This is a genomic window from Sphingomonas sp. AAP5 (genome assembly GCF_004354345.1).
GTDB classification, from domain to species: Bacteria; Pseudomonadota; Alphaproteobacteria; order Sphingomonadales; family Sphingomonadaceae; genus Sphingomonas; species Sphingomonas glacialis.
The window spans coordinates 1,944,382-1,959,241 of sequence record NZ_CP037913.1 but is presented as its reverse complement, the minus strand read 5'-3'; the positions used below and the strand labels follow the sequence as shown (position 1 = coordinate 1,959,241).

Sequence of the window (14,860 nt, the reverse complement as noted above, 5' to 3'; positions counted from 1 at the left end):
ACGCCCTTGCGTCCCCCGAAAGACGCCGCTAACAGCGCCACTCCACTGCACCCATAGCTCAGCTGGATAGAGCATCAGACTACGAATCTGAGGGTCGGGCGTTCGAATCGCTCTGGGTGCACCAACCTATTTCCGCGGGTTTGCGGGCTAAAGCCGGGTCAGAAATGATCCGGCTTTTTTGCGCCTAGCAATCACCCAGTAAGCACGGGTTTAGATTTCGTTCGGAGCGGCAGCTTCCGAAGCCGGGGATGCTGTCCAAGGCGAACGCCGATTTCGAATTGTGGCGCGGCCGCAACGGCATTAGCTTCCCCGAACGCAACCGCCGGGGGGCATTATGAAAATTGCATCAGGTCTGCCAGCGCTTATGCTGCTGTCGGCGTCGCCTGCGTTGGCGACCAACTATGTGCTGACTATCCAGCCGGCGCCGAATCAGGTCGAGCGCATGGATAACGGCCGCCAGGTCGTCGACGACGTCGGTGAGCGCACCACGATTCGCATGATGCCGCCAAAGGGGGCGACCGATAAGCGCAGCGGCGTCCGGCTCTACGTGACGAACCGCAGCGACAAGCCGTTCAACTTCGGCCCGGCTAACGTCACCCTGAAGCTCGCGGACGGGACCATTGTCGCGATGCTGACTAACGACGAGCTGATGCGGGAGGAGCGCCGCCGCGAAGGCTGGCAGCGGTTCGGCACTGCGATGGCCGCGGCGGGAAGATCGATGCAGGCCTCGCAGGCGGGGACCGTGACCAGCTATGGCAACTATTCGGGCAACACTACCGGCACGATCGGGACGACACCGTTCAGCGCGACCAGCAATGGCAGCGGCGTGGTGACGACCTACGACCCAGCCCGCGCGCAGATGGCGCAAGCAGCGGCAAACCAAGAGACGCAGGCCGACACGGAAGCGCTCGCCCAGGCGCAAGCCACAAACCAAGCGAACATCGACCAGTTCATCCAGACGACGACCGTCGATCCCGGCGCCACGTTCGGCGGCCCTACGATCTTCAACCCACCGAAGGTGGTGAAGAGCGGCAACGCGCCGGTGGCGTTGACGATCATTGTGGATGCCGGCGGCGAGATGCACCAGTTTGCGGCGACCCTGCAGAAAGCCCGATAATGACCGAATCACCTCGGCGTGAACTTGATTACGCCGATCTGCCGATCGACACTCCAAGCCAAGATCTGTTCGGCGTTGACGATTTCGTTTCGTCACTCGCTAGAAGCGTTCGGAAGATGAAGTCGCCGAAGGGTGTGGTGATTGCGCTTAATGGTCCGTGGGGGTCTGGCAAGAGCAGCGCGATCAATCTGCTTAAGCACCACTTGAAGGATCAGGCGGGCGTCGACGACCTGCAAACCGTCGATTTCAATCCTTGGTGGTTTCGTGGCGAGGAAGCGCTGGTTCTCGCGTTCTTCCGCGAGCTTTACACAGCGACCGAGCCCAGTTTAGGCGAGAAGGCGCGAAAGCTCCTCCCCAAGCTGGGCGCGCGCCTTCTGAAAGCGGGGAGCGTCGTGGCACCCGTAGCTGATGCCGCTGGAGCTAGCGGCGTGGGAACGATTGCGTCGGGTGTCATGACTTGGCTTGGCGACATGATTAAAGACGGCGAGAGCGTCGAGAAGCTCCACGCCGAGCTCGCGACAGCGCTGGCTGCGCAGGGGAAGCGGTTCGTCGTCATGATCGACGACATTGACCGCCTTGCGCCTGACGAGGCGCTCGCGATGTTCCGCCTGGTCAAATCCGTTGGGCGCTTGCCGAACGTTATCTATATCCTTGCATTCGATCGCCTGCTTGCAGAGCGCATGGTCGCCGAGCGTTTCCCGTCTGAAGGGCCGCATTATCTCGAGAAGATCGTCCAGGCTTCGTTCGAACTCCCGCCGCCCGTTGCGTCAGACCTTCATCTGTTGCTGATCACCAACCTGTTCGAGATTGCGGGGGCGCCCGAGGATCGGATGATTGTGCACGTAATGAATCTTTTTCACGAGATCGTTGCGCCGGAAATCAGCACGCCGCGAGACGCCAATCGTTTCATTAACGCCTTCTCGATCACGTGGCCGGCGGTCGAGGGTGATGTCGATTTCGGGGACTTCATGGCGCTGGAGGCTTATCGGCTGTTCCGCCCCGGCATTTATCAGGCGGTACGAGCGAACCAAGATCTCGTGGAAGGCGCCGCGGCGCTAGGAATGGGGCGCGCCGCCATGGACGGTGCACAACTGGATGCGCGATTGCTGTCATCGGTCGAGGATCCTGACCGATTCCGTCACGGTTTAATGCGGTTATTCCCCAAGCTGGAGAGCGTTTGGGCAAACGTCTGGCACCAGAGAGATGGTGCATGGGCGAGGATGCGACGCGCCTGCGCGCCCCAGCACTTTCAAACCTATTTTAGATTGTCGTTGCCTGCCGGCACCATCTCCAGGCGGGAGATCAACGAATTTATAGCACACGCAGGGGAGCCGGCATGGTCGGCGCAGCGACTAGTCGCAGCAGCATCTAATGTACGGCGGGACGGCCATACTGAAGCAAGGGATCTCCTTGACGCCTGGACCTTGCATGCCGCCGAGGTGCCACTCGACAAGGTCGAGCCGCTGCTGTCGGGTGTGTTTTCAGTCGTTGACGATTTAGATATCGAGGGCGACGAAGCGCGGGGGTTTGCGATCGGCAACAACAGCCTCCGGGTCCATTGGCTCGTGCGCGCGCTTTTGTTCGAACGGTCCGAGCTCGCGGAAAGATCTGCCATACTCAGTGTCGCCGCCAAATCTGCCCAACTGGGCTGGATGGCGGACCTTATGTGGTCCGCCTGGGGAGATCATCATCCGCGCGAAGGAGCAGAAGCCCACGGGCCGGAATCATGGCTTCTCACCAAAGCCGACACCGAGAAGCTGGTAGCCACAACCCTTGCGACGATCATCCGTGCTTCGGTGGGGAGCGAGCTGATAGAGCACGGGTCGTTGCCGCGATTGCTCTATACGTGGAAAGATTTCGGAGGCGACGACGGCGCGGCCGTTCAAGCGTGGACGGCCGAGCAGCTAGAAGATGATCACGCAGTTGCCTGCATTGCTCGGGCCTTCACCAGTCACTCTTGGGGACAGGGCATGGGGGGCTTCGGCGGCCTTGGCGACCTCGTTGCGAAGCGCAGCGACCGGGCCAACGTGGACTCTATCTCGACGCTGATGGACAGTGCGCGACTTCGGGCACGCGTTGAGGAACTGGATGCTGACCCTACAGGATCTAGCGACGACGCGGATGCGATTTCCCGTTTCCTCCAGGCATGGCGAGCCAGAGATCGCTTCGGCGACTGAGGCGTGCTAGTTCCGCGCCCGCTCCACCAAAGTCCGGAGTTCCCGATCCAGATCTGTCACCGCATTGTCGAGATACAGCCCGATCAGGCGACCCAGCTCGGCCGCAACGCCAAGATGCTCGGATGCGGCTACGGTCTCGGGATTGAGCATCGCCACGATCTCGCGAGTGAACGCGTCGCGCTGCTGGCACCAACGATCGACTACAATGTCGATCTGCGCTTCAACATAATCGTCCAACGATACGCCAGCGGGCGGGATCATCCCCCCGAAATCCTTAGCGAAGACAGCAACAGCATCAGCGCGGCGTATGTCCAGTCGATCCTGCCACTTGGCGAGATTGGACGCGACGTCGCCAAGCAGATGCTGCGCGATCGCGTAATGCAGGGGCTCGGGTAGGTTCATCGTGCGACCCCAGCAGCAACGAACCGAACCACGATCGGCATTTCGTCGGGCTTCAGATTCGCAGCGGCAACGACGGTGTCGCGATCTTCATGCGGGGGCACGAACACCGTTCGCACCTTAGGGACATGAACGCCAGCCGCATCTTCAAGGCCTTCGACTCGCTGCTTGATACCTCGAACGGACATGCTGAACTCCTAAGCTAAATGGTGTTGGTGACGACGCGGCTTTCGAACCACGCGCGCATATCTGCCGGCAGCGCGCGGATGGCCGCCGCATCCTCTTCGTTCGACCGGGGCGGTTGCGGCACAATTGACGCACGTTCTTCGTCGGTGATCGTTTCGCCGAGCCACAGCCGAACCTCCGGCGGCAGTTCGACCTTCCCCGCCTCGATCGCAGCCAGCCGACGCATCATGTCCTTGCTCATGCCCGCGGCTCGTATGGCCGGCCGTGCGAAGCCATTATCTGCGCGACGTTCGCCTCTTCGGGAGCGAATCGCATCGCCCAAGCAAAGTGCGCGGCGGGCGACATCCCGAGCTGAGCATCAAGAGCGAGCGCGGCGTCTTCCTGGTCCATCTGGTCCGCGAGTGCGGTCACCTTCTTTCGGAAGAGCGCAGCGTCCTCCTGCATTTGTCGTTTCGCCATGGGATCGGGCAGCAGCTTCACCTCCAGCCGTCCCATGCGGTCCTTGAGATTATGCATAGTCATTGCTTCGTCTCCAGTGCGGCTAGGCGGCGTTCGAGATCGCCGACTTCGATAATTGAGCGGTGCGCGGTGAGCAGGGCCATGACGCGGCCGGCTTCATCTGGGGTGATCTCGCCCGCGCTCATTGCGGCCAGGACTGCGGACGAGGCAGCAACCGTGTCCTCGGCGGATTTCACGGTCGGCAGTTCCATTGAAATGGGCGAATCCTTGCGCGGCGGCGCCAGCCGATCGAGGCATAGACGCAGTGCAGGGCCGTCGCCTTCCAACGCCATGTCTATCGCCTTGCGGGTCAGCTTCTCGTGCTCGCCCTCCAGCATCTCCTCGATCGCCAGCGTGATCTTGTGGCGCGATCCCTTGGTCCTCCCCCCAAGCGCGTTACCGGGAGCGAAGGTGCCGTCCGTTTTCCGGCCGTTAGATTTCGGATCCGTCATGCCGGTCAGGATTGCATCTGCCGTGGGCTAAGCTCGACGTCCTCGGGGTCGCAGCCAAGGACGATGGCGGCCTGATCGACGACGAAGATGACGTCGCTGCTACCGTCCAACACGTCCTCGCGCCCATCTGGAATGGCGCTGATCAGCGCTTGATTAGCCTGCGCGAGCGTCTTGCCGCTGGCGGTTGCTAGGGCCTGTGCGAGCCAGCCTAAGGTAATCGGGCGGAATCCCAGCGTCAGGCGCTTCTCTCGCGTCTCGAACCATGGGAGGCCGCCAGTGCCGATGCCCGCCAAGATGCTGCGCGCGCCTGGCAATGGCGCATACGGCGCGACGCTCTGGCCGTTCAAGTCCTCGATATAACCCTCTGGCTGGTTCTGTGCTTGGTCGGTCATTTCTGGTATCCTCTGATGGTGCGGAAGTTACTGACCATTGCCGCGGCCCCTCTGGTCTGGTGGTTCCTGCCCACCATCGCCTACATTGTGAGCGGCGGCCTTCTCGGGTGACCGCGAGATAGCGGTGCGAAGGAATTCGCGCAGGTCGAGCACGTTGTGGGCGATTGCTGGTTCCCGCGCTGCGATTGTCGACAGCTTCGATAGATAGGAGATCTGGCCGGCGCGATCGGCATCTTTTGGGATGCGGGTGAGCCAACGCAGCAGCCGCGGTGAGGTGAGCATTTCGGCGCTGATACGCTGGTATGCGGCCGGCATGGCAAGCCCAACGGCAACGATCGGATGCCCAAGTACCGCCACACCTGCAGCGCTCCACAGCGACATGCTTGTCTTGCTGAACTCGTTGATGCCGCCCGTGTTGCTGTGGCCAGCCAGCTTTTCCGATGCCTTCACGCGCTCTGCCAACAGCGCTAGATCGTTCATGGACGCACGAAGCTCGCCCCGGCCGAAGAGTACTGCCTTGGCATCGGGCGTCATGGTGTTCCAACGGGTCAGCCACCGCGAGATGCTGAAGGCGTCACCTTCGGCATTCTGCGCACCAGGCGAGGCGCGACCACCCTGATGGATAAACGTCGAACGCACCGCATTGGCTTCTTCCGGCGATAGACGCGCCATCGTCGCCTGGAAGCGCGCGGAATCGCCTAGGTTGCCGGCCATCGCATCGAGCTTTGCAAAGACCTGCTCGCCGCTGAGACCGGCAAACGGGCTGCGATTAGCGAGCGCGGCTTGTCCTGCAGCGTCATCCATCATCACCCGCATGCCAGGCTGCGGGAGCAGCGCCGATTTGCCGCGCTCAGATAGTTGTCCCCAGATCTTGGTGAAGGCCTGGGGATCGAACTCGCGTCCCCCTCGAGCGTCACGGACGATCGACGCGCGGACGGTGTTCGCATCCTCGGCCGGCATGGATCGCATGATTCGCGAGAAGGCGGCTGCATTCCCGGTCGAGCCCGGCTTGAGCATGGCCTGCACCGCCCCGAACGCCTCGTTTGGCGTCGCGTCTCCCTTCTTGCCCAGCACCATCGAAAACGTGTCGTTGATGCGCTTCATGCGGCCGTCGTAGTAATCGTTGGCGCGGCGCCAGCGTGCGAGCGCCTCAGGGCTGGCGTTGCGGGCGGTGGCCTCCATGTCGCTCGTCAGCGAGCCATACAGCGCTCGAAGCTGGCGCGGCGCGATCTTCTCGGTGAGATTCGGATCTGCGAGCATGTCCCCGACGCGGGTACGGAACTCGCTCAGGTCCTGCCACGAGAGCGCGCCGCCCTCGGTGACGTCGCGGGTCATCGGGTTGCCGGACGCGTCGAGCAGGCCAGTCTCGGTGCGCGTCACGTTGGGCGTGAGCGCGTCGAGGAAGTTCGACAGTCGCCCGTTGCGGAAGATCGCGCCAAGCTGGGGGTTGCTGCGCCATTCCGCCGTGAAGTCGTTCAGCAGGCGGCGGGTGCTGCCAAGCTGGGCCTGCTGGTCGGCAGCAATCGGGACCTGGTCGTAGAGCGCCGAAGCTCGCTCAGCCGTATCGTCCATGAAACGCGAGACACCGCGCTGTATGAGCTGGCCCGCGCCAGTCGAATCGGACGGCACTGCAAGCGCGCGCTCGACAGCGCCGCTAGTGTGATCGGCGGCCGCAACGCTGCGGGTAGAAGCCTCCGTTGCTCGGTCGCCGACGATATTTCCGGCGTCGCGAGGGGAGGGCGCGTCACCGGCCAATTCGCCGACCCGGCCGCTGAAGCTACTGTACAGCCGATCCGCAGCGTCGCCGACCACCTTCGCACCGAATGGCGACTGTGCCGCACCCTGCGTAGCGCGCTGCACTCCTCGACCACCGACGTCTTGCGGCAGGATGTCCACGCCTTGGCGAGCGGCAGCCTGCGCCACTAGCGCCGCCTCGGGGATTTCAGCGGCGGGCAGGGCGCGCGATGCGGCGCGAGACGCGTAAATCGTCGGCGCGAGCTTCTGCCCCGCCAATCCAAGAACGCCACCAGCAGCAGCACCTTCGGCTGCGCCGCCGATCGCGCCTAGAAGTCGTTCGCCGGGACCGCCATTCGATGAGCCGGCACCGTAGGCACCACCGTAAGCCGCACCTTCGATCGCGACGCGGCGCGCGATCGTCTTTCCGGCAATCGTTCGCGCCTCCTCGGCGGTGAAGCCTTCGAGCCGGGCCGCCCGGTACGAGTCCTGAGCAACCGCCGACATGCCGCGGGTAAGCCCAGCCTCCTCGCCAATAATAGGCAGGACAAGACCACCGGCAATGTTGCCAACAGTTGAGGCAATCGGGTGCTCCTGCTGGTCGGCGCCCAACTGCGCACGATCCTGGTCGACGGTCTGGTCGTATTGATCGCCGAAGCTCTTACCATGAATCGCGGCATCGATGCCATTCACCAAACCATGGATTTCATCGCTTGTGCCGAGGAGAGCCCCTTGCGACGCGCCGTCGAGGAAAGCAGTCCCCGCATCGCTATGCATCGCCTTCGGCAATCTATAGGTGACACCGAAATTGACCCGCTTGCCCGCCCGCAGCGACACATCGCGGTCGTGCGTGAATGCCGCCAGCGCCGCGTGGTCGCTAGCAAAAGCTCGTTTCTGGAGGAACTGCTGCAATTCGTCCGCGCTCGCGGTGTGTAGCAGCGCGTGATATTGCGCCTCGTCAGCAGGGCTCAGCTTCGATAGCGGCTGATCGGGCAGCTGATCATCGAAGCCACCAACGATTTGGTCGGGCGCTTCTTCCTTACCGCTATCATGTGCCTGCACAGCGGCCTGCACATCAGGATGCGCGGCGAGTTGCTCGGCAGACAAGCCCGCGGGCGCCTCGATGTCCATAACCTTACCGTTCCCGGCGTCGATCGTGTAAATCTGCGTCGGGGCACTATCCGGCGAGGGCGGCCCTAAATGTTGCACGGGTGCGATCACTTGGGGCGCACTCCAAGGATTTTAATCTGGAACGGGGCCCCACCACCGGGTTTGTAATTCCCGCCGACATTGTTGCGCAGATCGTTCCGGACATCGCGGGGTGCAGCTCTGGCGGCGGCGATTTCCTTCATCATCTGCTGGACGACAACATGGTAGGAGGCTTGATCTTGCGCCGTGTTAAGGATCTCGCGCGCATGATTCTGCGCGTCCACTGTCGGCACGCCGGTTGGGCTGACTGCCCGCGCGTAGGTGTTGACCAGCGCATTGTTGGCCGTGACGAACCGGCGTAACCGCACATCGTTCGTCCCGCTCTGGACCGACTGAACCGCCCCGGCAACCGGCGTCCAGCCCGCACGCGGGAGCGCGTCAGAAGCCGCCAGCGCCAGAGGGGCCAAGCGTTGCGCCTCGGTGGCGGCAAGCTCAACCTGTGCCGTTCGTGTGCCTGTCGCCCGCTCGCTCGCCACGACGCCGGAAAAGTCCGCCATCTGTGCGGCAATGTCGCGGCCTGTCATGCCTTGCGCCAGCGCCTGCTTGGTAATCGCGGCGCGGACCTGAGCAATCGCAGCGCCGCCCTGCTTGCCACGGCCGAGCCCCTGCAGAACGGTCTTGTCCCCAGCAAGATACTGTTGCGCCATCATGTTGGCAGATTCCGGCGTTAGCTGCGTCGCGTCGGACGGCCCGCCAGGGATAGGCTCAAGCGTGCCGTCTCCCTTGTAGCGATAGCCCGAGGGAGCCGGCCCACTGGCACCGCCTGGACGGCCCTTGGACGTGTATAGAACCTTGGTCCCGCTATCGTTGAAGTGGGCCTGAGACGTCACCGGCGCAGCGTTTGGGCTCGCACCCTGAATATGGAAATGGTCCCCGGTCGAATGCGGATCGCCCGCGTTTTCGTGGATCACTTGGACGCTAGCGCCCTGCTTCGCGTAATAGTCCTTTACCTGCTGCGTCGTGACCCCCTTGGGGAAGACAACGTCGATCGCGGTGCCAGCGACGTGCTGCGAATTGGGAACGCCACCCACCGCGGCGTTGTGCTGGGCAGAGCGAACGCCCGAAGTGACAGTGCCGCCGAACGGGACCGTCTGAGCAAGCTGCGCGCTCGACCAACGCGGCGAAGGATTAGCAGGCGTTCCGGGGCCGGTGCCCTGCGAAACAGCCGAGCTGCCGCCGCCGCCGCCTACCTGTACGATGGATTCGGAGCCGTCCCCGTTGGCTACCTTCTCGTAGGTCGGCTTTTCAATGCCGCGCGCGACAACGGCGTTATTGCCGTCGAAGCGAGTGTCACCAGCGCCGAGCGTGTAGCCATCCGGGCCAGCCATCGCCTTTTGAGCTTTAGCCAGACTCTCCGCAAACTTGCCGTCGGTATCGACCGCGGCAAGGTGCATCATCATCGTACCCTTGACGGCGTTGATTGCATCCTTGTCGCCCGATTTGAGAGCGGCGATTTCCTGGTCGTAATCGTCGGTCGGCTGACCCGCCTTGGCACTGGCATCCCGCAGCCCCTGCAGCGAGATAATCGCGAGATCCGGCCGATTGTTGTGCAGCGCACTGACGATCGGGGCGACAGCAGCGATGTGGCTTTGCCTGACTTCCGGGTCTTTGATCGCCCAGAATTCCTTTACCGCGTCAGTATGCGACGGATACTTGACCGCGATCTGGGCTAGGCCGTCCGTCGTCGGGTTCTTGAGATACGTCCCCCAATCATTTTGAAAGCTCGCGTCGGCAACGGCTTGCTGTTTCATCTGGTTAAGCTTGGCCGCGTTGAGCGCGATATTCTGGTCGTCAACCTGCTGCTTGCGTGCGTCGTTCTGCCCCTGCTGGAAGAACTGACCAGCAAGGCCCGAGTTAGATGCGAGCATATTCATTAGCTGTGTGGGATCGGTTGCCATGATTACCAGATCCCCGTCGCTGCGGTGTTGCCAAAGCCGTTCGCAGAAATTTGCGGCGGCAACTGTAAAGTAGGCTGCGGGTTGAAATACTTGCCGGCGATCTGGCTGAGGCTGTTTAGCGTGTTCTGGAAGGCGTTAGCCCCGCCGAGAATGCCCGACGAAGCCGTGTTGCCCCCTTGCGTGAGGATCGAAGAAATCGCGCTGCCCGTGTTGGTGGCGGCGGCGTTCGTGCCGGATGCGCCAGCCTGCCCGACATTCACCAGCCCCCCGAGGTTGCCTAGCTGCTGCTGGATCACGCTGGCGAGAAGGTTCGAGCGGTTATTGTATAGGCTGCTCTGCGTGTTGCCGCCCCGCAGCCCGCCCGTTGCCGCTGCGTTCTGCAAAATGGCATCGGTCCCGGTCTGATCGAGCGCCGTAAAAGTCGGAGAGGCTTTGAGCGCGTCAATCGCGCCCTGTTGACCTGTCGCACCGCCAGCCCCCAAGCCTAGCAGGTTCAACATGCTGGCAAGGCTCGACGTGCCCGCCTGCATATACGGCTGGTTGTTCGCCTGGATCGTGTTGAACTCGTTGCGCTGCTCACCGATGGCGGCTTGCTGCGCCTGCGCCTGGGCTCTGGCCGCGGCGCTCGACGCCTTGCCGCCCGTGATTCCGCCCAAGATCGAACCGGCCGCGCCGATTCCTGCTGCTGCTAAAGGCACGCCAATTCCTTCCTGAAACGTTCGACCGGGCCGAACTGATTGCTTTGTGAGATGCCGAGGGAATCCATTCCGAGCTGTCGGCAGAACCAGCGAACCGGAAGGTTATTGATCGGGCACGTTCCGAGCAGGACGCGGGCTCCGGTGGAGATTGCCAGCCAATCGAACATGGCGAGCGCAGCAGTGATCGCCTTGCGGCCCCGGCACGAACGGCGGAACATGCTGTGAAATTCCCAGCCTTTCGCGGTGTGGTCGAAACAGATCATCGCGCCGCTTCCGTCCGTCACGAAGACGATCGCGGGGTTGGCAATCCGGTCCGACATGTCGACGCACTCGGTTCCGGCGGGGAAACCACAGAATGGCAAGATGTCTGGATCGTTGGCGAAGCTGTTAACCAGCGTTGGATCGCGGGTGGCGAAGACCTCGACCATCACGAAGCCCAACCGGCGCGGCGGATCTCGAAGACGATGTCGGTCGCGTCCGATGTGGGCAACTCGCGCGCGCCGAGATGCCGGTTGAACCAGCAGGCCTTGCGGTTCGCCCGTGGGGTCGAGCCCCAGACGATCTGTGCGCCTCGCTCGAACATCCAGCGCAGCATCGCGCGCCCGGTCTCGATGGCGAGACGGCCGCGGCATGTATCGGCGAAGAGGGTGTGGACCTGGTAGACACCGGGGGCCGTTCGTTCGAACGCCGCAAGAGCATCATTGCCGTTGGATAGCAGAACTGTCCCGGTGAAGGCAGGTGAATGGCTGACGAGCGGCGCCCAGTCCATCGCAGCGCCATCTGGTCGAATGAACTCGCGCACGCCTTCGCTGTTCGCGATGCGATTAATAAAGTCGGGGCGGAATTCCAGGCTGATCAACGCGCCACTCCAATGAGTGCGATGTCCCCGGCGCAGGACATGATCAGCCGATATCTTGTAATACAGAATTTACCGTTTCGTCGCAAGCGCTATCTGCGACAGCAGCCTAAATAATTAAGCACGATACTTCTTTAGATAGTCTTCGGGCACGCGCGCCCCGACCTGATCGAGCAGGTATCTCGTAAGATTGTGGGTGTTCCCCGCCCGCTCATCGTCCGTCATGAAGCCGTCGAAGTAAGTTGCGAATGTCACATTGACCACGTCGACTGCGTCATTGCGAACGATGGCTGCCTTGCGGTCGATGGCACCTTTCCGGACAAGCTCCATCACATAAATCATATAAGCAATTGTGTGTCGGAACAGGAAATGATTGAACCTGTGATCAGACCCAGGCCATCGCAGTTTGTCAGGATGGGCGTCAAACGACTTAGCGGTTTCGTCGATGGCGACCTGCATAAACTTCAGCGCTGTTGCCCCGCTCCACTGCTCCAGGCGCCGCATTCGCTTGAGTTCATCAGGCGTAAAATGTGAGCAGAACGCTTCGATTGAAGATCGCATGTGGGCAGACTTCGCAAGCATTCGGTCCAAATGATCCTGTGCCCACTTCCCCCTCTGGAGCAGTTGCTTTTGTGTCCTCCGGTTCCCGGACTGCGCGCTGTCGATGACACGCGAAAAGTTCTCGAGCGCCTTGGTCTCCTTCTTATTGATCATGCGGTTTGCGATGCCGGCTGCGCGGGGGTCCACAAGCGCAGCGCTTCTTGTGTCTTTCAATGCAATCATCTGGGCCGGAAAATCCCTTAGGACCGTCCATGCAGACTGGATATTTTCTAGCGTGTCGCCTTTGAAGGCCTCGATCGCGGCATAATCGGTTAGAACCGCGATATTATCAGGTGCCAACGACAAGAAATCACGCAGCTCTTGGCTCGCCATGCAACAACGATCGACGACCACACGCATTGTTCGCTCCCCTGCCTTTGACTTTCACCATTCACGATTCAAATTCGAGCGGCTTCGCGACTTGCGACCGCGTCGTTAAAATAAAGTCTTGGCTGACGCACAGACCGAGGACGGTGCATATCGGCAGCTGTATCGACGAAACAGCCGCATAATCATGGTCCCGGCCGCGCGGCAGTCCAGATGGGCCTGATCTGAGGCGCGGACCCAGCGAAATTAGCGTTCCGAGGATTTGACCCGTCGCAGAGAGGCGAAAAGCCGCCGACCTTTCGATCGGCGGCTTCCTAAAGTGCTACCAGTGTGCTCGGTCTGGGCAATCGACGACGATCACTCCAGGATCGTAGATACAACGCTGGCAATGACCCCAGCGTCCATCCTCGGCTATGAACCCGTCCAGACAATCCGGGCATTTCACCTCGATCACACCGAGATCGAGGCATCGTGCACAACACTTACGCTTCGCCATTCCTTGGCTCCGCGCGCAGAATCCAGTCACTACAAGCTCGCCACGCCATGCGGCGAACAGAACAGGGAGGCTGCGCTTTCCCCCACCTGTGTTCCACCGTCCGCAGAAAGACGGGGGGCCGTGCGCATCGCCGCCAAACTGCCGCTGTGGGTCTGCAACTCTCCCTGGCGCAGACGATCTGGTGTTGAAAGCCGCGCAAAACAAGGCCTCCGCGCGCGAGTGACAGCGTTCGCTTCTCCCAATATCCTGGCGAAATGAAGATTATCGCAGGCGCAACGCGTAGACAGATCGTGATTCGGCGATGGCGCCGGTGGTGGGCGCCTTGGGATATCAGAGGGACGATCGGCGTCGCCGACCTGACAGGCCTCCACGAGCTCACCCCGCGGTTGGCGAGGCGACTGTCTGACTATGAGCTACACCTGTTCCCGCAGGTTCGGACTAACGACGCAGTGGCCCATTCGGTAGTCCAGGCCGAGATGCGGCGCAGGGAGGCGCGAACGGCTCGGCTCGCGCTTGGTGTTTCCTTGCTCGCGGTCGGCATCTCCTTTGCGGCCCTGTTGAGTCGAAGAGGCTGAGCATGTGCAACCTCGACACCGCCCGGAAATCGGCTGTGGAAGTCGCCGCGCATTTCCGCGTCTCCAATCCGGTGGCGTCGAATTCCGGCGAAAATGTCTATCCTAGCACTCCCGGCGTCGTTGTGCGCGAAGCTGATGGCCAGCGCATGATGCAGTCGATGGCATAGGGCTTTCCGCTCAAGCACAAAACGATGGCGCCGACCGCCATCGCAGAATATCGGGTCAGAATACGAACCCAAGCGGGATCAGATATTGATCGACGAATTACGTGAAGCCCGACGGTCGGCGGGCTGGTCGCAGCGGACCCTGGCCAGTAGAGTTGGTGTGGAACCGCAAACCATCAAGCGGTTAGAGGGTGGCGTCGGGTCGGTGCGAACCCTGGTCGCGGTGATGGCGGCGTTAGACTTTCATCTCGCGGGGCTGGGACCCGGCAAAACGTTGTCCGAGCAGTTGCTCACCCGCCGTCGCGCACGGTCCATGACGCTGGAAGCCGCGGCGATGAAGACGGGTCTTTCGCGGACGACCATCGCGAGTCTCGAGCGTGGCGGCGGATCGGTCGTCAGCCTTCTGCGGTTATTAGCGGTCGTCGCGCCCCACGCTCGTCGCCGTGCGCCCGAGCGATCGTATTGGGGGCAAGGGGATAAGGACGATCGCGATAGCCGTTTCACCCCTCCCGACTTCATGGCGAGCATCTACGCGGCGTTCGGTGAGATCGATCTCGATCCCTGTGCGCACCTGCTGAGCCCGGTCGTCGCAAGTCGCCGGATTTTACGTAGCGAGGGCGGAGACGGGCTTGCCGATACATGGTCGGGGCGTGTCGCGTTCGTCAATCCGCCCTATTCCGAGCTCCTTAAATGGTTGCGACGTGCTCACGATCAATGGCGGGTCGGCACGGTTGAGACAGTCGTGTGCCTGATCCCGGTTCGAACCGACTCCGCCTGGTTCCACGATGTGTTGAGCGCCGACGCGGACATTTACCTGCTGCAAGCGCGCGTGCGAGTTCTCGATCCGCGGGGCAAAGGCCAGCATACGCCGTTCTCTCTGATGCTCCTGACGCTCGGCGCGACGGCCGAGCAGAAGGAAAGGTATGAGAGCATTACGCCGGGATTTTGGCTGACACGCAGTGCCGCCGTTAGGCGCTAGCGACCAGCACCGCTAACCGAACGCTTACCCGCCCACGGTCGGGCTGGAGCGGTGGTTCGGCTGGAACGATATTGGCGGATTAATCGACTGACCGATTAGTCGG

Annotated in this window: 16 protein-coding genes and 1 tRNA gene; 5 read left to right on the top strand and 12 right to left on the bottom strand. The window is 61.9% G+C overall.

Features of this window, described 5'->3' with window-relative positions:
- Window positions 1–47: 47 nt before the first annotated feature.
- The 3 genes from E2E30_RS09020 to E2E30_RS09010 all read left to right on the top strand — a co-directional run bounded on the left by E2E30_RS09020 (window position 48) and on the right by E2E30_RS09010 (window position 3,294).
- Window positions 48–124: transfer RNA gene (locus tag E2E30_RS09020), tRNA-Arg, on the top strand.
- Window positions 125–334: 210 nt separating this feature from the next.
- On the top strand, window positions 335–1,117 hold the full coding sequence (locus tag E2E30_RS09015; RefSeq protein WP_133189133.1) for a hypothetical protein: 783 nt from the start codon (window positions 335–337) through the stop codon (window positions 1,115–1,117).
- Entirely contained in the window at window positions 1,117–3,294 is a 2,178-nt protein-coding gene (locus E2E30_RS09010) for a KAP family P-loop NTPase fold protein (RefSeq protein ID WP_133189132.1), read from the top strand. The genes E2E30_RS09015 and E2E30_RS09010 overlap by 1 nt, the downstream gene beginning before the upstream one ends.
- A gap of 6 nt (window positions 3,295–3,300) precedes the next feature.
- On the opposite strand, the gene E2E30_RS09005 is transcribed toward E2E30_RS09010, so the two are convergent.
- From E2E30_RS09005 to E2E30_RS08950, 12 genes are all read right to left on the bottom strand, one after another.
- Entirely contained in the window at window positions 3,301–3,696 is a 396-nt protein-coding gene (locus tag E2E30_RS09005) for a hypothetical protein (protein ID WP_133189131.1), read from the bottom strand.
- The gene (locus tag E2E30_RS09000) at window positions 3,693–3,881 is read right to left on the bottom strand and encodes a hypothetical protein (RefSeq protein ID WP_133189130.1); all 189 of its coding nucleotides are present in this window, start codon (window positions 3,879–3,881) and stop codon (window positions 3,693–3,695) included. Before E2E30_RS09000 ends, E2E30_RS09005 begins: the two co-directional genes overlap by 4 nt.
- Window positions 3,882–3,895: 14 nt before the next feature.
- Window positions 3,896–4,120, bottom strand: coding sequence for a hypothetical protein (locus tag E2E30_RS08995; RefSeq protein ID WP_133189129.1), 225 nt, complete (start codon window positions 4,118–4,120; stop codon window positions 3,896–3,898).
- Entirely contained in the window at window positions 4,117–4,395 is a 279-nt protein-coding gene (locus E2E30_RS08990; RefSeq protein ID WP_133189128.1) for a hypothetical protein, read from the bottom strand. Before E2E30_RS08990 ends, E2E30_RS08995 begins: the two co-directional genes overlap by 4 nt.
- Before the next feature lie 2 nt (window positions 4,396–4,397).
- The gene (locus E2E30_RS08985; protein WP_240699084.1) at window positions 4,398–4,829 is read right to left on the bottom strand and encodes a hypothetical protein; all 432 of its coding nucleotides are present in this window, start codon (window positions 4,827–4,829) and stop codon (window positions 4,398–4,400) included.
- A 5-nt stretch (window positions 4,830–4,834) separates the two neighbouring features.
- Window positions 4,835–5,221, bottom strand: coding sequence for a hypothetical protein (locus E2E30_RS08980; protein WP_133189127.1), 387 nt, complete (start codon window positions 5,219–5,221; stop codon window positions 4,835–4,837).
- Between the two features lie 27 nt (window positions 5,222–5,248).
- Window positions 5,249–8,086: a hypothetical protein gene (locus tag E2E30_RS08975; protein ID WP_133189126.1), complete on the bottom strand. Its 2,838-nt coding sequence runs from the start codon at window positions 8,084–8,086 to the stop codon at window positions 5,249–5,251.
- A gap of 86 nt (window positions 8,087–8,172) precedes the next feature.
- Window positions 8,173–10,062, bottom strand: a complete 1,890-nt coding sequence (locus E2E30_RS08970) for a D-Ala-D-Ala carboxypeptidase family metallohydrolase (RefSeq protein ID WP_206365673.1) — start codon at window positions 10,060–10,062, stop codon at window positions 8,173–8,175.
- 2 nt (window positions 10,063–10,064) lie between these two features.
- A complete protein-coding gene (locus tag E2E30_RS08965; protein WP_133189125.1) occupies window positions 10,065–10,760 on the bottom strand; it encodes a hypothetical protein in 696 nt (231 codons plus the stop codon).
- On the bottom strand, window positions 10,751–11,188 hold the full coding sequence (locus tag E2E30_RS08960) for a hypothetical protein (protein WP_133189124.1): 438 nt from the start codon (window positions 11,186–11,188) through the stop codon (window positions 10,751–10,753). The genes E2E30_RS08965 and E2E30_RS08960 overlap by 10 nt, the downstream gene beginning before the upstream one ends.
- Complete coding sequence (locus E2E30_RS08955; RefSeq protein ID WP_133189123.1) at window positions 11,188–11,619, bottom strand: hypothetical protein; 432 nt, start codon at window positions 11,617–11,619, stop codon at window positions 11,188–11,190. The genes E2E30_RS08960 and E2E30_RS08955 overlap by 1 nt, the downstream gene beginning before the upstream one ends.
- 114 nt (window positions 11,620–11,733) lie before the next feature.
- Window positions 11,734–12,576: a hypothetical protein gene (locus E2E30_RS08950; protein ID WP_133189122.1), complete on the bottom strand. Its 843-nt coding sequence runs from the start codon at window positions 12,574–12,576 to the stop codon at window positions 11,734–11,736.
- 1,040 nt (window positions 12,577–13,616) lie between these two features.
- On the opposite strand from E2E30_RS08950, the gene E2E30_RS08945 reads away from it, so the two are divergent.
- The gene (locus E2E30_RS08945; protein WP_206365672.1) at window positions 13,617–13,781 is read left to right on the top strand and encodes a hypothetical protein; all 165 of its coding nucleotides are present in this window, start codon (window positions 13,617–13,619) and stop codon (window positions 13,779–13,781) included.
- Window positions 13,782–13,866: 85 nt separating this feature from the next.
- The gene (locus E2E30_RS08940) at window positions 13,867–14,757 is read left to right on the top strand and encodes a DNA N-6-adenine-methyltransferase (protein ID WP_133189121.1); all 891 of its coding nucleotides are present in this window, start codon (window positions 13,867–13,869) and stop codon (window positions 14,755–14,757) included.
- Window positions 14,758–14,860: the final 103 nt, after the last annotated feature.